General features: G+C 42.0%; 20 protein-coding genes, 2 riboswitches and 1 other annotated feature. Of the genes, 4 read left to right on the top strand and 16 right to left on the bottom strand.

The window, feature by feature from the left end:
- Positions 1-6: 6 nt before the first annotated feature.
- Positions 7-1194, bottom strand: coding sequence for a polysaccharide deacetylase family protein (locus AC25CA_RS08345; RefSeq protein ID WP_486813401.1), 1188 nt, complete (start codon positions 1192-1194; stop codon positions 7-9).
- Positions 1195-1305: 111 nt separating this feature from the next.
- On the opposite strand from AC25CA_RS08345, the gene AC25CA_RS08340 reads away from it, so the two are divergent.
- Positions 1306-1851, top strand: a complete 546-nt coding sequence (locus tag AC25CA_RS08340) for a DUF4364 family protein (RefSeq protein WP_486813400.1) — start codon at positions 1306-1308, stop codon at positions 1849-1851.
- 24 nt (positions 1852-1875) lie between these two features.
- Here AC25CA_RS08340 and AC25CA_RS08335 read toward each other — a convergent pair whose 3' ends face one another.
- The 13 genes from AC25CA_RS08335 to AC25CA_RS08275 all read right to left on the bottom strand — a co-directional run bounded on the left by AC25CA_RS08335 (position 1876) and on the right by AC25CA_RS08275 (position 15654).
- On the bottom strand, positions 1876-4503 hold the full coding sequence (locus tag AC25CA_RS08335) for a valine--tRNA ligase (RefSeq protein WP_486813399.1): 2628 nt from the start codon (positions 4501-4503) through the stop codon (positions 1876-1878).
- A gap of 34 nt (positions 4504-4537) precedes the next feature.
- Positions 4538-4754, bottom strand: a binding site (T-box leader).
- 76 nt (positions 4755-4830) lie between these two features.
- Complete coding sequence (locus tag AC25CA_RS08330) at positions 4831-5784, bottom strand: NAD-dependent epimerase/dehydratase family protein (RefSeq protein ID WP_486813398.1); 954 nt, start codon at positions 5782-5784, stop codon at positions 4831-4833.
- A gap of 119 nt (positions 5785-5903) precedes the next feature.
- Positions 5904-6752, bottom strand: a complete 849-nt coding sequence (locus tag AC25CA_RS08325) for a YitT family protein (RefSeq protein ID WP_486813397.1) — start codon at positions 6750-6752, stop codon at positions 5904-5906.
- Positions 6749-7189 carry a signal peptidase II gene (locus AC25CA_RS08320; protein WP_486813396.1) on the bottom strand — a complete coding sequence of 147 codons (441 nt, stop codon included), beginning with the start codon at positions 7187-7189 and terminating at the stop codon, positions 6749-6751. Before AC25CA_RS08320 ends, AC25CA_RS08325 begins: the two co-directional genes overlap by 4 nt.
- Positions 7186-7902: a hypothetical protein gene (locus AC25CA_RS08315; protein ID WP_486813395.1), complete on the bottom strand. Its 717-nt coding sequence runs from the start codon at positions 7900-7902 to the stop codon at positions 7186-7188. The genes AC25CA_RS08320 and AC25CA_RS08315 overlap by 4 nt, the downstream gene beginning before the upstream one ends.
- Positions 7899-8627: an adenosylcobinamide-GDP ribazoletransferase gene (locus AC25CA_RS08310; RefSeq protein ID WP_486813394.1), complete on the bottom strand. Its 729-nt coding sequence runs from the start codon at positions 8625-8627 to the stop codon at positions 7899-7901. The genes AC25CA_RS08315 and AC25CA_RS08310 overlap by 4 nt, the downstream gene beginning before the upstream one ends.
- The gene (gene cobU, locus AC25CA_RS08305) at positions 8617-9189 is read right to left on the bottom strand and encodes a bifunctional adenosylcobinamide kinase/adenosylcobinamide-phosphate guanylyltransferase (RefSeq protein ID WP_486813393.1); all 573 of its coding nucleotides are present in this window, start codon (positions 9187-9189) and stop codon (positions 8617-8619) included. Before cobU ends, AC25CA_RS08310 begins: the two co-directional genes overlap by 11 nt.
- 8 nt (positions 9190-9197) lie before the next feature.
- A complete protein-coding gene (locus tag AC25CA_RS08300; protein WP_486813392.1) occupies positions 9198-9965 on the bottom strand; it encodes an ABC transporter ATP-binding protein in 768 nt (255 codons plus the stop codon).
- A gap of 3 nt (positions 9966-9968) precedes the next feature.
- Positions 9969-10997, bottom strand: coding sequence for a FecCD family ABC transporter permease (locus tag AC25CA_RS08295; protein ID WP_486813391.1), 1029 nt, complete (start codon positions 10995-10997; stop codon positions 9969-9971).
- A gap of 4 nt (positions 10998-11001) precedes the next feature.
- Positions 11002-12240, bottom strand: a complete 1239-nt coding sequence (locus tag AC25CA_RS08290; protein ID WP_486813390.1) for an ABC transporter substrate-binding protein — start codon at positions 12238-12240, stop codon at positions 11002-11004.
- On the bottom strand, positions 12237-13274 hold the full coding sequence (locus AC25CA_RS08285) for a pyridoxal phosphate-dependent aminotransferase (protein WP_486813389.1): 1038 nt from the start codon (positions 13272-13274) through the stop codon (positions 12237-12239). The genes AC25CA_RS08290 and AC25CA_RS08285 overlap by 4 nt, the downstream gene beginning before the upstream one ends.
- A complete protein-coding gene (gene cbiB, locus AC25CA_RS08280; RefSeq protein ID WP_486813388.1) occupies positions 13265-14203 on the bottom strand; it encodes an adenosylcobinamide-phosphate synthase CbiB in 939 nt (312 codons plus the stop codon). The genes AC25CA_RS08285 and cbiB overlap by 10 nt, the downstream gene beginning before the upstream one ends.
- Positions 14203-15654 (bottom strand): cobyric acid synthase, encoded by a 1452-nt coding sequence (locus tag AC25CA_RS08275; protein WP_486813387.1) that lies wholly within the window; start codon positions 15652-15654, stop codon positions 14203-14205. The genes cbiB and AC25CA_RS08275 overlap by 1 nt, the downstream gene beginning before the upstream one ends.
- Before the next feature lie 84 nt (positions 15655-15738).
- Positions 15739-15908, bottom strand: a riboswitch (cobalamin riboswitch).
- 152 nt (positions 15909-16060) lie between these two features.
- Positions 16061-16163, top strand: a riboswitch (SAM riboswitch).
- Between the two features lie 60 nt (positions 16164-16223).
- Between AC25CA_RS08275 and AC25CA_RS08270 the strand changes: the two genes are divergently transcribed.
- The 3 genes from AC25CA_RS08270 to AC25CA_RS08260 are packed head-to-tail and all read left to right on the top strand — an operon-like array spanning position 16224 to position 18693.
- Positions 16224-17228 carry a methionine ABC transporter ATP-binding protein gene (locus AC25CA_RS08270; protein WP_486813386.1) on the top strand — a complete coding sequence of 335 codons (1005 nt, stop codon included), beginning with the start codon at positions 16224-16226 and terminating at the stop codon, positions 17226-17228.
- Positions 17225-17878 carry a methionine ABC transporter permease gene (locus AC25CA_RS08265; RefSeq protein ID WP_486813385.1) on the top strand — a complete coding sequence of 218 codons (654 nt, stop codon included), beginning with the start codon at positions 17225-17227 and terminating at the stop codon, positions 17876-17878. The genes AC25CA_RS08270 and AC25CA_RS08265 overlap by 4 nt, the downstream gene beginning before the upstream one ends.
- Positions 17879-17889: 11 nt before the next feature.
- Positions 17890-18693: a MetQ/NlpA family ABC transporter substrate-binding protein gene (locus AC25CA_RS08260; protein ID WP_486813384.1), complete on the top strand. Its 804-nt coding sequence runs from the start codon at positions 17890-17892 to the stop codon at positions 18691-18693.
- Positions 18694-18732: 39 nt separating this feature from the next.
- Here AC25CA_RS08260 and ndk read toward each other — a convergent pair whose 3' ends face one another.
- On the bottom strand, positions 18733-19146 hold the full coding sequence (gene ndk, locus AC25CA_RS08255; protein ID WP_486813383.1) for a nucleoside-diphosphate kinase: 414 nt from the start codon (positions 19144-19146) through the stop codon (positions 18733-18735).
- A gap of 33 nt (positions 19147-19179) precedes the next feature.
- Positions 19180-19518, bottom strand: a complete 339-nt coding sequence (locus AC25CA_RS08250; RefSeq protein WP_486813382.1) for a hypothetical protein — start codon at positions 19516-19518, stop codon at positions 19180-19182.

The raw sequence follows: 19518 nt of genomic DNA, 5'->3' as shown, positions 1-19518 counted from the left end.
TTCCTCCTACTCAACGACATAAACGAATTTGTGATCAACGAGCTCTCCGCCCATCATGTAGGCTTCTGATAAAGAATCCGCTTTCGATTCAGGAACCGTAACAATCTCTAGATCCCCATCACTAATATACCGTTGAGAGGGATGCTTATCAAAATAAGCAAGCCAATCATACAAACCAACATTATCGACATTGGTTTCGCTGGCACGCACGCGATGGATAGACCTAGGGTTAAAGTCCATATGATATGGCGACTTATATGGATCCCAGCCTACGTTGAGGACGGCAACATTTTCATACTCAGTGCCTTCATAGTTTCCATCAAACAAAGCCATCTCTGCGGCATCGTCTTTCGGACGGTGGCCATAAGGCAAGGCGAGGGTATTGACTGTCCCAGCTTCTAAAAACGTCTCTAGAAAGGCGACATTCTTGCCAAGACTTGCCATCACCATTTGCGGATCGTTATATTTCTCTTCTTTATAGTCGTCATGACCCCATGAGTGATTACCAACAACATAGTCATTGTCCACTAAAAATTTTAGTTTCTTTTCAACTAGTTCTTCCTGACGGAAGGGTCTCGATCCATAAACAAAGAAAGTAGCCTGTGGATTAAAATCTTCATGCTCCTTTCGGAATGACTCGAGGATACCTACCGCACATTCAGGGTCAATTCCCCACCCGATATCCGTTTCCAAATAACGAAAATTATTTTCATTTCCATCATCAAAAGTTAATACAAACGGCGTTGTTCCGGCGGGTATATCAAAGCTGCCGCCTACATAATCCACAAGGGATACAGGGCGATAGCCCTTCGTGTACAGGGTTTCCAAATCGCGTCTAAAATTATCTGGTGTCCTCACCCATGTCTTTTCTTCGTCCCCGATATTGTGATACATCAGGACCATCACTTTTCCCAATTCATTGGGTTTCAACGACAAATCTATTGCTGTCATTCGTTCTTCCAAGGTTGGTTCCATTACCGTTTGCTCATCCACTTTGTTTGGGTCAGTTGATGAGTCTTCCACTTCCGTACCATCAACAGATGCGTTTTCAGCGCTTGCATCCTCAATCAGCTCTTCTTCTATAACTGCAGTTTGACTCTCAACCTCTTCCATATCTTGAACCGGTCCGCTACATCCTACAAGCAAGATCAAGCTCACTAAACTTCCCATTAAAATACTGGTAACTTTCTTCATGAATATCCCCCTCTTTCGTCCCTTTCATCATACCAAAAGCCTTGGAAGAAAGCTACCCGAAGCAGTCCTTTCTATGGTATAATTAATCATTATTCATATGGAGTTGATCAGATGTTTGAAAGTACCACCGAACTGGCTCAAAACAAATTAATACTATTGTACTCGATGAAAGTACTGGAAATTCCAATTCCCAACTCAGAGTTTATTCAATTTATCCTGGAAAATTTATCCTTGAATTATTTTATGATTCAACAATATCTCAGCGAATTGGCAGGAGCTTCCTTTATTGAGATTTGCCCCATTCATGAAGATTATTCCGGTTATGTTTTGACAAAACTTGGAGAAGATACTCTCTTGTTTTTTGAAGACCGCATACCTGAAGCTGTCCGTTATCAATTGACTGAAAATGCATCGGTTAAGAAAAATGAACGTGTGAAAGCGCGTCAGGTCACAGGACATTATTACAAAAAAAACGATACGGAATATATCGTTACCTTGAAGGTCATAGAGAATGAAACCTTACTCTTCAGTCAAGCTTTGAACGTAGTCTCGCAAGAGCAGGCTAAAATGATTTGTAAGAATTGGAATTTGGAATCAGGATCCATTTTCAATCAAATTCTTGGACTATTAACAAAAGAGAACAACACAGCGGAATAAGTCACTGTGTTGTTCTCTTTTTGTTTATTCAAACTTTGCTAATCGTTCTAAAACTGACTGCATCATATCTTCATATTTTGCTTTTTTCTGTCGTTCCTCTTCCACTACTGCTTGGGGTGCCTTATCAGTGAATTTCTTGTTACTCAGCTTTCCGTTGACCCGTTTCAATTCACCTTCAAGCTTACCTTTTTCCTTTTCAAGGCGTTCAATTTCCTTTTTGAAATCAACTAATTCCGCCAAAGGCAGATAGAACCGAGCCTTTTCAACGACTGCTGCAATCACTTCGTCTACCATTTTCTCGGCGTCTTCCACGATCAAGACCTCGGATGCCGAAGCGAGGGTTTTTAAGAATCCCTGATTCTCCATCAAAGTATTTCTTGCCCAATCATCCTTAGAATCAATATAAACCTTGGCTTTTTTTGATGGAATCACATTCAATTCTGATCGCGTGTTTCGAATGGTACGAATTGCCTCAATCATATACTCCATGGTATCAATAGCTTGGCGATCTGATTCCTCTTCTCGAACCGGCCATTCAGCACGAATCAATGCAGTTTTACGGTCAGGCAAATGAGACCAAATTTCTTCTGTAATAAAAGGCATAAATGGGTGTAGGAGCTTTAGCATGTCGGACAATACATCCAATAATGTTGTCAAAGCTGCATTCTTGCTTTCTTGATCGTCTCCATAAAGTCTAGGTTTCACCAATTCAATATACCAGTCACAATAAAGCTCCCAGATACAATCGTAAATTTCTTGTCCAGCCATGCCTAATTCGAACTTTTCCATTTGAGCTGTCATCGACTTGGCCGTCTCTTGCACGCGAGAGCGAATCCAACGATCTTCTACCGCATTAGATTCCGTACGTACGAAATCATCCGTTAAATTCATCATAACAAAGCGGGTTGCATTCCAAAGCTTATTGGCAAAGTTCCGGTTCGACTCAACACGTTCGTAATAAAAACGCATGTCATTTCCAGGCGAATTGCCTGTAATTAACGAGAAGCGTAGGGCATCCGCTCCATATTGATCAATCACTTCAAGTGGATCAATGCCGTTGCCCAAAGACTTGCTCATCTTTTTACCTTCGGAATCTCGAACCAAGCCGTGAATCAACACATGCTTGAATGGGTTTTCTCCCATATTTTCCATCCCAGAAAATACCATACGAACTACCCAGAAGAAGATAATATCGTATCCAGTTACCAGTACATCTGTCGGATAAAAATAATCCAACTCTTTGGTATTTTCTGGCCAACCCAATGTTGAAAATGGCCAAAGTGCTGAAGAGAACCAGGTATCTAAAGTATCAGGATCTCGTCTGAGCTTCTTGCTGTCGCATTTGCTGCAAGTACTCGGCTCTTCTCGAGAAATCATTACCTCACCACAATCATCGCAGTAGTATACCGGCAATCGATGGCCCCACCACAATTGGCGAGAAATACACCAATCTCGTATATTTTCCAACCAATGTAAATATACCTTGCTAAATCGTTCCGGTACAAAATTAAGCTCTCCTGATTTTAAGGCTTCAATGGCTGGCTTTGCCAAAGGTTCCATTTTAACAAACCACTGCTTGGATACAATAGGCTCCACTGTTGTTTTACAACGTTCACAATGACCGACATTGTGACTATGGTCTTCAATCTTAACCAAGTACCCTTGTTGATCCAAATCTCTTATAATGGCTTTTCTGGCTTCGTAGCGGTCCATGCCCGCGTAAATTCCACCAGCTTCATTAATCTTCGCTTCGTCGTCCATAATGCGCAATACTTCAAGCTTATGTCGTGCTCCCACCTCGAAGTCATTAGGGTCATGGGCAGGAGTAATTTTCACAGCACCCGTTCCAAATTCTTTATCCACATAGGTATCAGCTACCAATGGGATTTCCTTGTTCAGCAAGGGCAGAATCAAAGACTTTCCAACGAGATCTTGATAGCGCTCATCATCTGGATGAACCGCCACCGCAGTATCCCCTAACATGGTTTCTGGACGTGTCGTCGCAATCACAAGATACTCATCCGAATCTTTAAAAGGATACTTAATATGCCAGAAATGTCCTTCTTCTTCGATATGCTCGACCTCTGCATCGGAAATCGCGGTTCCACAGTTTGGGCACCAATTGATAATTCGATCGCCTTGATAAATTAGGTCTTTTTTGTGAAGACGGATAAACACCTCTTCAACGGCTTTGCTCAACCCGTCGTCCAAGGTAAAGCGTTCTCGTTCCCAATCACAAGAAACGCCAATCTTTTTCAATTGATTACGAATGTTTCCACCATATTCCTGGGTCCATTCCCAAGCTTCTTCTAGAAAGCCTTCTCGTCCTACTTCATCTTTTGATCTGCCTTCTGCGCGCAATTTTTCAACAACCTTCGCTTCCGTTGAAATACTAGCATGATCCATTCCAGGCATCCAAAGCGCTTCATAGCCTTGCATCCGCTTCCAACGAATTAAAATATCCTGCAAAGTATTGTCAATGGCATGTCCCATATGCAACTTTCCCGTTACATTTGGAGGGGGCATCATAATGGTATAGGGCTTTTTCTCAGGGTTCACTTCTGCATGGAAGTGATTTTCTTTTTCCCAAAAGGCATAAATGCGATCTTCAAACTCTTTTGGATCATAGGTCTTGTTTAAATTATTTTCCATATTTTCCTCCTCAATAAAAAAAACCGTCCTTAAATAAAAGGACGGGATAATTCCGCGGTACCACCTTCGTTTTTGTTCCATAGGAACAAACACTCGATCATTGATAACGAAATGAACCGGCACTGCCTACTTCTTTCGGCAACGCAACTCCGAAGCAACCTTCAATCCTTAGGGCTTTACAGATTCTTTCAGCTAATGAATCCGCTCTCTACAAAGATAATGGATTTACTCCTCTTCATCAAAGTCAATTATATTCAATTGATTATACCGTGTTTAAAAATCATTTGTCAACTCATATGCACCAAGATTCTGATAAAATAACATCCCTTAGCGAACAGGCTGCTGTAATTTCATTTTCAAAGCAAAAAGCATCTCTTTCGTCATTCGTGGCAAATCGTACTCCGCCTTCCAGTCCCATTCTGCTCTTGCTGCAGAATCGTCTAGAGAATTGGGCCACGAATCCGCAATTTGTTGCAAATTCTGATTGACCTCGTAATGTATTTCAAATTCAGGAATTGATTTTTTGATTTCTGCAGCTACATCTTCCGGTGCAATACTCATCGCAGTTACATTGAAAGCATTGCGATGAATCAAACGGGCTGGATCCGCTTCCATCAATTGCACGATGGCGTTCAAGGCATCCGGCATATACATCATGTCCATCTTTGTTCCCCTGGCTATAGGTGATGTATACGCCCCCTTAAGAAGGGCTTGGTAAAAAATATGAACAGCATAATCAGTTGTTCCGCCGCCTGGCAAGGACTCATGGGAGATTAATCCAGGATAGCGCACGCCTCGTGTATCCACACCAAATTTGCGATAAAAATAGTCACACAACAATTCACCAGAGACCTTGGTTACGCCGTACATGGTTGTAGGACGCTGCAACGTGTCTTGTGGTGTTAGATCAGGTGGTGTGCCATTGCCGAAGGCAGCGATGGAGCTAGGCGTAAATACTTGTAGCTTCGTGTCCTTTGCGATCGTTAATACAGTAAGTAACCCATTCATATTAACATCCCAGGCCTGCAAAGGTTTTCCTTCAGCTGTTGCAGAAAGAAGTGCGGCAAGATGAATGACGCTATCAATTTGATATTTTTGAACCAGCCGCATCATCGTATTGCCATCCAAAACATCCATTCTTTCATAATGTGCATCCATGCTTGCTTCTTCTTGAAGTCCCGTAGCCAATACATGATCAAAGCCATATTCTTGTTGTAATCTTTTCGTTAAAGCAGTACCAACTTGACCCAAAGCGCCTGTAATTAAAATATTCTTCATCATCTTACCCCCTTCGTTATCTTGTACTTTAAATATAATCCAGAAGGAAGATAACTGCAAAAAGATTGCAAAATCTTAATTTGACATCTTTTCTATAAAAACACTCGCTTGTCTATTAGGGACTAGTCCAATTCACTAAAACCCTCTCCAAGAATTTCATGGGCTTTTTTCGTTGTAATAAAGGCGCTTCGATCAATCTGTTTGATAAATTTTCGCAACTGAATAAATTCTCTTTTCCCAACAACGGTCAATAAAACTTCCTTTTGTTCCTTGGTATACCCCCCTGTTGCTTGATAGACCGTTACACCGCGTTCCATGGATTCAATCACATATTTTTGAATCGTTTGACTCTCTCGACTGATAATCATAACCTCGACACAGGTATTAAAACCTTCAATCATATTATCTATTACGGTTCCGTTCAAAATCAAACCAATAAAGGCGTACATAAACACTTCGATTCCAAAAACATAGCCCGCAGCAAGAACAATAAAAAAATCAGCAATGAATAAGCCCACACCGATGGATATTTTAAAATATTTATTCAAAATTTTTGCGATAATATCAGTTCCACCCGTTGAAGCGTTCTGATTGAATACAATTGCAATCCCAACGCCAGAAACCAAAACACCCATAACAAGCACCAAAAACAAGTCATCGGAAAATGGTTGTTGCATGGGGTAAAGAATTTCCATCATGCCTAAAAAAAACGAAATCGCCATGCTGGAAAAAATGGTTTTAGCACCAAAGCCCACACCTATAAAAGTAAAACCAATTACAAACAAAATTCCATTCATCATCAAACTAAGAACACCAATATTCGCCTCAGGCAAGAAAGCCTTCAAAACAATGGCAAGTCCACTGACTCCCCCAACGGCTAAATTGCTCGGTACCAAAAAGAAATAAACACCCATGGCAACTAAAAAAGCGCCTATTGTAATTAGTGTGTACTCCATCAGGTTATTTTTCATTTATTCATTCCTCCAATGATCAAAATTGCACTTCCGATGACGAGGTAGAGATCTGCAAAATTGACAACAATTTTCAACCGTCTCAAATGAATAAAATCAGTCACTTTTCCTCGAAAGATCCTATCGATTCCATTGCCAACGCCTCCGGCATAAAGAATCATCAATCCCATCTTCTCTATTGTACCGAATTCAGAGTCAAAAAAATAGAGAAGGAAACATGAAAATCCCGTAATAATTAGTCCGTGAATCCAAGCGATGAATCGGGGTCCGATTTTTTCAAAGGAATTTAATAGGAATCCGTGATTTTCTCGATATTGAAATCCAAGACACGGCAATCTGGAAATCATGGTTTTTAGCCCTTGGCTCTGCCTGCGCGCAGCCCACTTTATCACTTGATCCAAGATAAGTAAAACGAAAAAAAGGATCGAAAACATCATGCTTCGATCCTTCCTAGCCATCGCTGAGGAATTGAGTTTTCCGTTTCTGTCAGTTGGCCACGTATGACTGCAATAGCAGCTGTTGCAGGGCCTGCCGAACGATTAAACTTTCCCATCTCTGGGGCTATCGTAATCTTCCACCCCATGTCTTCATATCGATTGATCTCCGTTTGATAACCATTGGAACCAAGAGGCACAATCTCTATACAAGTGGGAAGTTGGGCGATTTCTTTAATTTTATCCAAGGTAACTAGTTTCTTTTGGTTACCAATGACCTCATCCCCAACAGAGGGTTCCCCAATCAAATAAAGACGATCTCCAACTTGAAACTCGGGGAATAGAAATTCCCCTTTTAATTTTGCTAGAAGTGTCATGCCTCCGCCGGTCTGCTGAACCGAAAAATTTTCCTCAGAACTTCCATTAACAGGAAGATCTGGAATGCCAGCCTCCTCTAGGGCCTGTCTAATCCCTTTTAAAATTCCCTTGCCAGTCGGCTCAAAAGAAGCCGAGACCAAATTAACCAAGCAAATGGGCTCAGCCTGTATGGAAGCACACTCTTTTAAACACAAGAGCGCTGTATAATAACCCACGATTTCCGGTTCAACCTGTATATGGTCCAAAGCTAAATTCCCGATGCCCCCATAAGAATCACAGGCTATGACCAAGGTTTCATTCCTGCTAAATTTTCTCAAAGTCAAATCTCTATATTTCAAAGCAATGATCCTCCTTGAATGAATAAAAGAAACATCCACTGCGACATTTCAATCGTAAAACCAATTCCATCTCCTGTGACGCCGCCAATTCGTTTAAAAAAAGGTCGGAGCTTAATTAGGTACAACAAAGCAATTGCACCGTAGGCCACAAGACTCCCAGGTATTAAAAAGGCGATAACAGCCAGAATAGCAAGAGCAAAAATCGCTGTTTTCCTTCCACAATTATCAATCATGGGCTTCCCCAATCCTGAACTCTTGGCCGCTGTATGTATGCTGATTAATAATAAGGCCATGGTTCTCCCAACAATGGGAAAAAAGAGCAAACTGAGTTTTGTCGCGTGATAAGAACCCATAGCGGCTAGACCGACAAGAAAGATCAATCCAAGTACACCAAAAGATCCAACATTGCTGTCGGTCATGGCTTGAAATATTTTAGCTCTATCGCCACCGCAATTCATTCCATCCCAAAGATCTGCCACTCCATCGAGATGAATGCCTCCGCAGATTAGATAATAGGCCATCAAGACTAAAATCATCTGCACACTGCCCGAATCAATGCCTAGGGCTGCTAATCCTAAGGTGAGTGCATACATGGCCGAACCAATGATCAGTCCAATCAGAGGAAAGAGAGGTGCAGTTTTTGGTAGAGTATCAAAATCTCCATCTTGAATGGGCACAGGCAATCGTGTCATAAATGCAAATGCAGCACGAAATTTAGCAAACATGAGCTTGATCTCCTTTGATGCACACCGGTATGCCAGATACACAGAGATAGACCTCATCTGCTCGTTCTGCGATATACTGGTTCACCCGGCCCGCAATATCCCTAAAATAATTTCCTAGAAGATAGGAGGGTACCAAACCCAGCCCCACTTCATTGGTCACGATCACAAGATCTTTTTTATCCATAACCGCTTGATCGAGCAATTCTTTGATTTGAGCCAAGATACACGTTTCCAGTTGATTAATTTCATCCATGGTACATGCATCATAATCAAGTCCAGCATCCATCATATGATTAGTCACCATAATCGTAACACAGTCCAAGAGAAAGAGACTGGCATTTTGCCAAACTTCTTGATCTCGCACAAGATGAAAATCGCGATCTCGTTCCAGGGTTTTCCACGTCTGGGGACGAGATTGTTGATGATGTTTAATTCGATCTATCATTGCATCGTCGATAGGTAGTGCCGTTGCAATATAGGTTACATTTTCCGAACGATTGGCCAATTTTTCTGCATATCGGCTTTTACCACTTCGGGCGCCACCCGTTACTAATTGAATCATATGCCCTCCTAAAAGATGGGAAACAAATACGGTTTTCCGTTTTTTTGTACTATTTCAATATTGATTCCATAGGCTTCTTTGATCAATTGAGGGACCACCACATCCGAAGGAATTCCCTTCGCAAGGGCAGTTCCATGATTCATCAATAACAGTCGATCACTGAATTCCGCCGCTAAATTAATTTCATGCAACACAGAAAGAATAGTCATCCCCTGGTCTTTTTGCAGTTTTTGACAAAGGCGTAAGACTTCATATTGAAACCGCAAGTCTAGATGAGCAATGGGTTCATCCAAGATCAAGACCTCTGGTTCTTGAGCAATTGCTCGCGCAATTAATACCCGCTGCTGCTCCCCGCCGCTCAATTCTCGAAAGCTTTTTTCAGAAAACTCGACGGTCTGAGTCAAAGCCAGGGCTTTTTGAACTGCATTTTCATCAGCTTGGCTCCATCGATTCCAACGTCCTTGATAGGGATATCGACCCATTTCGATGATCTCGCGTACGGTAAATCCAAAAGGAATTTCATTCTTTTGATAAACAACTGCCACGCGGCGAGCCAAATCCTTACGATCCCACCCATCCAAAGACTTTCCTTCAAATGTAATTTGGCCTTTGTTTTTTTCTAAAATCCGAAGCAAAACTGAAATTAAAGTTGATTTTCCGCATCCATTGGGACCCAAGACAGTCAGCCACTCTCCCTCATGCAAAGAAAAACTCAAGTTTGAGATAATAGGCTTTTTACCATACGAAAAAGCCAATTGATTCACTTCATACTTCATCGCCTACTCCTTTCCTTGCTTGGTTCGATACAATAAGATCATAAAAAATGGAGCGCCTAAAATTGCAGTAACAACCCCAACAGGAATTTCTGCGTTGGATAATAGACTGCGTGCAATTGTGTCACAAAGCAAGAGAAATACGCCACCGCCGAGTGTTGCATATATCAACAAATACCGATGATCCGGACCCACGATCATTCTAAAGAAATGAGGCACAATCAAGCCTACAAATCCAATGATTCCACTCATAGAAACCGCTACAGCCGCTAAAATAGAAGAAAGAATCAAAATTTTTCGTTTCACATTCTGGGCATCAATTCCCAGACTATAGGCTTGAGCATCACCCAAGAGGAGGACATTTAAATCTTTCGCCCAAAAACTCATAACGAAATTACCAATGCCAAGAATCGGAACGGCTAATTTCAGTCCCGACCAGGAAGCACCATTAAAAGATCCCAAGGTCCAATTATAGATCATGGCGATTTCTTCGTGATGAAAAATCATCAATAGGGATATAATCGCTGAGAGAAAAGAACTCATAATAATTCCGCTTAACAAAAGCGAAACCGTAGAAATTTGATTGCCTGATTTTGCTAGAAAATAGACAATCAGGGTTGTTGTTATCGCACCTAAGAATGCAAAGACCGTTACCCCAAAATAGCCGAACACTTGTAATTGCGGCACCAAAAGGGCCAAGGTAGCTCCCAAGGCAGCCCCGGATGATGTCCCTAAGAGATAGGGATCCGCCATGGGATTCTTGAAAACAGCCTGGTAGGATGTGCCCACTAGAGATAACAACATTCCTACCATCACTGCCATAAGAATCCTTGGGATTCGCAGATTTAAAACGATAAAGCGTGTATGCTCGTCAATGGAAGTTCGACCGAAAACCCCATCTAACATAATGCGCACAACCGATCGCCAAGGAATTTGTACAGCACCAAATCCCACTGCAAAAACGATTAGAATAAACAATCCAATGATCAAAGCCACAATCCCTAAATATTTTTGTGTTTTCGTTTTTAAAATCATCGTCCTACTCAATTAGGGATCGGTCAAGATCAGGATGAAAAAGTTTTAACAATTCAGGGATACCAACATCAATAATACGAAGCGCTGGTCGGCTATAGACATTTTCGTCGATATCAAACAATTGATTGTTTTGCACGGCTGTAAGTATTGCATAATTCTCACTGGTTCGCATGGTATCCAAATTATATGCACCGCCCAATATACTTTCAGGATCCTGTTCAACCAGCTTTTCTAATGAATATTTCCATCCTGTTGCGTTTGCTGCAACATTGTTCAAACCGGCAGTTTGCATGACATCATTGATAAAGGTATCACTTGTTGCGGTATATTCACCCCATTGTCCGGTACCAACCACATAATAAACATTAGGTCGTTGTACATTTTTCACCAAATTTCGAGTTCTTTGAACCCTTTGCTCCATACTCGTTGCAAGGGCTCTTGCCTCGGCTTCATTACCAGTAATTACCCCTAATTGTTTCACAAGGGCTACCATTCCATCAATGGTAGATGGAGATTCCACCGCCACCACATCAATTCCTGCTTTTGTTAATTGAACCAAGACTTCAGGCTTGAAATGGGTTTGAGCAATTAAAACCTCCGGAGCCGCCGCAACGATCACCTCAATACTTGGGTCGTAGAGACTTCCAGCTGCGGGAATTTGCGACGCTTGAGCTGGATAGTCGCAATAGCTTGATCGGGTTTGAATCCGTTCCCCTGCACCAATGGAAAAAAGAAGTTCTGTTACGCTTGGTGCTGTAGAAGAAATGGTTTTAGCTGGTTTTGCGCAATCATAAACGAACCCAAAACTTTCAATCTTCACTGGATATAGCGTATCAGCCCGTTTTTCAATTTCAATTTTACCCAGAGTTTGATTCCAACTCACTTCATAGTTCAAAACCTCAAAAAAGAAGGCCATTGGGATATAACTTTCATTGCCGTTCTTAATAGGAGCCGCATCGATCTTCACTTCGATCTCGTTTACACCAACCACTCGCGATCCCAATTCAAAAAGAAAGTTTGTCGTTGAATCCTTAATATCGATAAATTTCCCGTTTTGTACAACATCGTATCCAAGACTGATGATATCACTAACAGCGATAAGGCTCCGATCGTTAATCACGATAATTTGATATTCAGCAGCTGCATCTGACGACTCAATCGCTGCCGTTGCAGCAAATCCAGTTCCCATCGTTCCCAGAAGCATTGCCGCTACTACGATAAGTGCTAACCATTTCTTTTTCATCTTTGTCCTCCCTGTAAATACCTAATTAATGCAATCCCCTCTTCATGATCGCGTATGGTAAATCTCCCGAAATTTGGACCCAAGTTTTGAAAGTCCGTACAAATGCGAAAATAAAATCCCTCTTTCTTCATTGCTTCCCTGATCGCAGTCAGTTCGAATGGAAATTTGACTAAAACAAAATTTGCGTGACCCGGATATACGATCCATGAAGACTCTGCTTGTAAAGCCTGTAGAAACAACTGCTTTTCTTTAAACACCCATTCGCGAACCTCTTTTTGATAAGACTCCGCTTGAATCAAATACGGTATGCTTGCAAGGGCAAATTGATTCAAGGTCCAAGGTTCTTTTTCATTCGTCATTCGCGCAATCAGTTCCTTTGATCCGCAAGCATACCCCACCCGCAAGCCAGCTAAAGCATAAAACTTGGTCATAGACCGAAGAACCAATACTCGATTTTTATTGATATATGGTAAAAAACTATCAAGATCAGTAAACTCCCAGAAAGACTCATCTACCAGCAATTCTCTATCTCCAACCGCTTGAAGGAAGTCCTCAATCTGATTGACTCCACTTCCTGTTGGATTGTTAGGATGACAGAGAACAACAACCTGGATCTCACTATGATTCTTTAAATGAGACTCCAGTTTCGCGGTTGATACAGCAAAACCCTCTTCTTCTCGAGTGAAAAAGTGGGACACATGGGCACCGGCCAAGCGAAATCCTCGTTCGTACTCATTGAAGGTTGGACCAATGATTAAAACGTTTTTTCCTCGGCACAGGCGCGCATAAAGGTAAATTAATTCGACTGCGCCATTTCCCAAAATCAGTTCATCTCTTGACACATCTAGGACTTCAGCCAACTCTCCCCTTGCATGATAGCCGTCAATCTCAGGATAATAGGGCAAAAGATCAACCTGATCATTCAGAATTTGTTTTAATCCCTTTGGAAAACCCAAGGGATGAACATTCACACTGAAGTCGATCATTTTCTTATGCTCTTTGTGGTGGTCACCACCATGTGGATTTAACCCCATATCAATCGTCCTCCTTCCACCAATCCAACAAACAATATCTGTGACACCCAAACGTTGCATTTAACTCGATTTAGCAAGTCCCAGGTCGGATCAGACAATCCCTGTCCAATCCAGGGCCTTTCTTCTCTTATGCCAAAATAACTAGCCGGTCCACCCAACTTGCAGCCATAAACCCCTGCCATACTAGCCTCCGCATATGCAGAATTGGGACTGTCGTGAAGATGTCGATCTCTTTTCATAATCCGCCATCCCCTAGCAAACTTTCCACCGGTCAAGCCACCTGCCACAAGGATCAAGCCAGCGCTTAAACGTGCCGGTAACCAGTTGGCAAAATCATCAAGTCGAGCGGACGCCGTACCAAATCGACCATATCGTTTATTTCGATAACCCACCATAGAGTCCAAAGTGTTTATGCTTTTATAAAAAACGATTCCGACCAAAGGGCTTCCTAGGATCATACCCAAATAGTAAAAACAAATCGGTGAAATCACTCCGTCGACAACATTCTCAGCCATTGTCTCTATCGTTGCGCGCAAGACATCAGATTCTGTAAGTTGGTCGGTATCCCGACTGACAAAATTCCCAACCTGTTTTCTCGCTCCTCGAATACCCTCTACCTGAAAGATGCGGGTCATCTGATCACCGACTCCAACCAAACTTTTGGTTGCCAAGAACCAACCGCACACCATCGATTCTAAAATCCATCCACCAGCAAAATTACGAATTGAAAGATGAATGAGATAGGCAAGAAAGCCTGTTGTTGCAAGCACCGAGATCAAAAAACAAAAGCCTCTCACTCTCTGGGCTCTTTCTCCATACCAGCGTTTTTCCCACCACGTTATGATTTTTCCAATCCCAATGACAGGATGCGGAATCGAAAGTGGATCTCCAAAAATTGCATCCGTCACTAGCATGATCCACGGACCCATTACAAGCTCTCGCTCTCTTCTAAAATCGTATGGATCATGGGCCAATCCACACAGGCTTCCAGGTGTGCAGCCCATCGGTTATAGGACTCTTCTTTCTTGGTTTGATATTCCCAATTCCCGAAATTCGCACCCATTTCTTCTAAAAACCATTCTCGAAAGCTTGCATTTTCAAAAAGTCCATGCAGATAGGTGCCCATAACATGGGCTTCCTTCATGCCCAAGCACTCTTTTCTTTCATTTTCCATCCAATGTCTCTTTTCAAAAATCGGCTCGGTTACACCCTGATGGATCTCATATCCTTGAAGAACATGATTGTCCCAATTTAGATTTGATTTTTGTGTTGTTTTTTGACTATCCATTCTTGTACGAACATTCAATAATCCGAGTCCTGTTTCTCTGCATTCTTTTCCTTCTACACCCATAGAATCTTCCAATTGCCTACCTAAAATTTGATAACCGCCACAGATCCCGAGAATTGGAAGGCCCGCTTTATGTATTTTTTTCAAAGCCTTGACACAACCAGTTTCCTTCAACCAATTCAAATCATGTAAGGTATGCTTACTACCCGGCAGAATGATGGCATCCATGGATGTAATTTCTTCGGGTGTCTTCACATAATGCAATGTGATACCGTCCTCCATTTCCAGAGGTGTAAAATCCGATAGATTTGACGCATGAGGATATTGTACAATGCCTACAGACGGCAATCCCACCTCTTTTTTCTTGTAATCAATCCGAGTAGTCACACTATCTTCATCGTCAATTAACAGCCCCTCCATATAAGGCACAACGCCCAAACATGGAATCGACATATACTTTTTTACCATCTCAATACCTGGCATCAATAAGGTTTGATCCCCTCGAAATTTATTAATAATATAGCCCTTGACCCTTTTCTTCTCCTCTGGTGAAAGAAGAGTCATGGTTCCAACCAATTGAGCAAAAACACCGCCTCGATCAATATCTGCGACCAAAACTACAGGTGCATTCACCATTTCTGCAAATCCCATATTTACCAGATCGTTTTTACGTAAATTGATTTCTACAGGTGAACCTGCACCTTCAATAAGAATCGCATCATAGCGACTTGCCAACCGATCAAACGAACGTTTAGCAACCTGCTTTAAACCCGGTTTCATCCACTCGTACTCCAGGGCTGGAAAATGCCCCTTTGCACGTCCTTCTACAATGACTTGCGCACCCAAACTGCGATTGGGCTTCAACAAAATTGGATTCATGTCCACATGAGGTGCAATCCCTGCAGCTTCCGCTTGAACGGCCTGCGCACGTCCCATTTCTAAACCATCCTTAGTCACCCATGCATTCAGGGCCATATTCTGAGATTTATAGGGAGCGACGCTCACCCCTTCGTTCTTAAGCAAACGACAAAATCCTGCAACCAATAAACTTTTCCCAACGGACGAACCCGTTCCTTGAACCATTAATTTCATTCCTGCCACCTCCAATAAAAAGAACCGTATCCCCAAGGAATACGGTTTGTTAATTTCAACAATCCTTTCACCTTCCCTCCGAAGATTGATAGTTCGATTATGGCAGGTTTCCTGACTTCCGATCTACCTCCCCCTCCCTTCCCGCTTTCGCAGTGGATTTGAGGGTTTGTCTCGGTTACAGTAGCGGGGGCTGTGTAGGCATTCCACCTACTTCCCTTTTAACGCTTGCGCGCACCATAGTCCTATGAACTTCTCTTTTATTATATCGATGATCTCTCTTAGGAGCAATTCATTTTTTTGTGCTGAATAGACAAAAAAACGTTCTCTTTTCACTGACTTGAATAATTTTCTATAAATGAGTTGACTTTCTGTATAAAACTAAGTAGAATAGGTTTCAATTGAATAACACTTATCAAGAGTGGTGGAGGGACAGGCCCTATGAAACCCGGCAACCAGTATCTAATGATACACGGTGCTAAATCCTACGGAGAAAATCCGGAAGATGAGAAAGTCTAGAATTTTTATGGTCTCTTTCGTCTGAAAGAGATCTTTTTTTATAAGGAGGAATTATGATACAACTTAAGTCAATCACAAAAACATTTCCCCATCCCGATGGAAAAATAACCGCCGTTAATGATATCAACCTCACGATTAAAGCAGGAGAAATATTTGGAATCATCGGATTAAGTGGTGCTGGAAAATCGACTCTAGTTCGACTGATCAATCGATTAGAAGAAGCCGATTCAGGAGAAATATGGATCAACAAAACTGAACTCCGCCAACTCAATACCAATCAATTGAATTTGGAACGAAAAAAGATTAGCATGATTTTTCAACATTTCAACCTTCTCCAGTCAAGAACTGTAGAAGAAAATGTAGCTTTTCCTTTGGAACTGATCGGCATGAAGAAAAATGCGATAAAAATAAGGGTTAAAGAAACACTTGAATTGGTCGGCCTTTCAGACAAGGCAAAGGTTCACCCAGCACAATTGAGCGGCGGGCAAAAACAACGCGTAGCCATTGCAAGAGCGATTGCCAATCGTCCAAATATTCTTTTGTGCGATGAAGCCACATCCGCTTTGGACCCACAAACAACCAAATCGATTTTAACATTAATCAAGAAGTTAAAAAACACCTTAAATCTAACCGTCATTATGATCACCCATGAAATGGAAGTGATTCGAGAAATTTGCGAACGCGTCGCAGTAATGGAAGACGGCTCGGTCATCGAATGTGATGCAGTCGAAACCGTATTTACACATCCTAAAACTGAATTGACACGTTCTTTCGTTTCTCATTTACGACCAGATCGAAGGCAAGAAGCAACAAAAAACGAAATGTCATGTCGTCTTCAATTGACCTTCCTCGGCGACTCCATCCAAGAGCCTTTGCTCAGCCGGACTATTCAAAAATACGGTGTTGAAATCAATATTCTAGCTGCTGAAATCAATCAGCTCGCAACGATTCCCGTAGGAAATTTATTGATTGAGATTTCCGGTAACAAAGAAGAAATAGAATCCTGTGTTCATGATTTCCATAAACAGGACATTCAAGTGGAGGTGGTAGCAACATGATTAATTTTCAATTGTTTCTCATACCAAGCCTAGAAACGATCTACATGGTCTTCTTGTCCACCATTTTTGCTGTGCTAATCGGTTTACCTTGCGGCGTACTTTTGGTTGTCAGTGAAGAAGATCATGTAGCGCCAAACGAAACACTCCATCGATTTCTTGGATTGATCGTTAATATCAGTCGTTCGATTCCCTTTATCATCCTAATGATTCTACTCTTTCCTCTTTCTCGTTTGATCGTAGGCACCACCATTGGAACGACTGCAACGGTCATTCCCTTAGCCATCTCCGCTGCGCCATTTGTAGCACGGGTGGTTGAATCATCCTTGAAAGAGGTCAATGCAGGCGTTATCGAAGCCTGCCGCTCTCAAGGGGCTTCTACCATGCAAATGATTATGAAAGTCTTATTGCCAGAAGCTCTGCCCAGTCTTGTTTTGGGTATCACCATGACGATAATCAACTTAATCGGATATTCAGCTATGGCAGGAGCCATCGGCGGTGGCGGTCTCGGTGATCTTGCCATACGATTTGGCTTCTACCGCTACGAACTAGGTGTTTTGATCATCGCTGTTATCATTATTATCATTTTGGTTCAATTGATGCAATACGCGGGCAATGCGCTCGCGAATGCAATATATAAAAAACGTTCCTAAGGAGGTACAAAATGAAAAAAGCATTACAACTCTTACTCTTGGTGGCATGCACAATGATGCTTTTCGGTTGTCAAAGTACGTCCGATTCGTCACAAGTATTGCGCATTGGCGCAACCCCTGTTCCCCATGTAGAACTACTTAATCAAGTGAAAGATGTCCTGAAAGCTCAGGGTATCGAATTGGAAATCGTCGAATTCACCGACTATGTGAAGCCCAACCTTTCTCTCAACGATGGCGAGATTGATGTTAACTTTTTCCAACATCTTCCTTATCTAGAAGATTTCAACCAAGAAAGAGGTTTAAATCTCGTTTCCGTAGCAGGTATTCATGTAGAGCCCATGGGACTCTATTCTGACGGTTTAACGAGTTTTGAAGATCTGCCAGATGGGGCTGTCATCTCCATTCCAAACGATGCGGTCAATGGCGGAAGAGCTTTACTACTTCTTCAGAGCGCAGGATTGATTACCCTTGATCAAGAGGCAGGTTTGGAAGCAACAGAAGTTGACATTGTTGAGAATCCGAAGAACATAAAGATTCAAGCTATCGAGGCTGCGCAATTACCGCGTACCCTCGTGGATGTAGATGCTGCTGTCATCAATGGCAATTATGCAATCGATGCCGGTTTAAATCCAATTGAGGACGCACTGCTACTGGAAGATGGTAACTCACCTTACGTCAACATCTTGACAACAAGAGAAGACAATGCAGATGATCCAAATGTTCTTGCCCTGATAAAAGCCCTTCAAACAGAGGAAATCAAATCCTTTATTGAAGAGACCTATGATGGTGCTGTTGTAGCAAGCTTCACAAAATAGAAAGAACGGTAAAGCGAAACAAATCGCTTTACCGTTCTTTTAGTCTTCATCCAAATTAGGAAACCAAATGGAAATTTCTCGAGCTGCAGCGCCCAAACTATCGGAAGCATGCACGATATTTCTTGTTGTGCTACAGGCATACATTCCGCGTATGGTGCCGGGCATGGCACAACTTGGATTCTTGTCTCCATGAATACGGCGAACCAACTCTACGACGTTCTCCCCTTCTACGACCAAGACAAAAATTTGCCCCTCCATAAAGTAGTTGATCAAGTCGCTAAAAAAGGACTTGCCGCGATGCACATCATAGTGATACTCCACAATTTCTCGTTCTGGTTTGATCAGCTTTCCTGCAACAATATGAAAGCCTTTTCGCTCATAGCTACTGATGATTTCTCCGATCAATCCGCGAGATACTCCATCAGGTTTGATAATGACCAATGATCTTTCCATGCCAAACTCCCTTCCAAACTGGTTTCCTTGATTTTATCGAAATCTCAATAGAAATGCAAGAATCAAAAGCAGAACAACACCAATACTCTCATTTTTATACCACGGAGACCGTGGGAACAAGAGAAGTTTCACCGTATCTGTCTGCTTTTTCTTTTCCTCATTCCGTTTAACTTTATAGTCTGGATCCTCCTTTGAAACACAGGCCTTCACCCAAGATTGCAAGCCGTTCTTAAATGCCAAATAGAAAACAAAAAAGAGCAATAGCAAGACGGGTAAAGCGACCCCCAATGCATTCATCCAAACCAAGATCGCTGCAAAGATAAGCAATCCCGTGATCAGTACACGATAATACAACTTCGTCCACTTTTCCAT

The sequence above is a fragment of the Gottschalkiaceae bacterium SANA genome, assembly GCA_036323355.1.
GTDB lineage: Bacteria > Bacillota > Clostridia > Tissierellales > GPF-1 > GPF-1.
The sequence above is the reverse complement of the archived record's forward strand: the minus strand, read 5'-3'. Positions and strand labels throughout refer to the sequence as shown.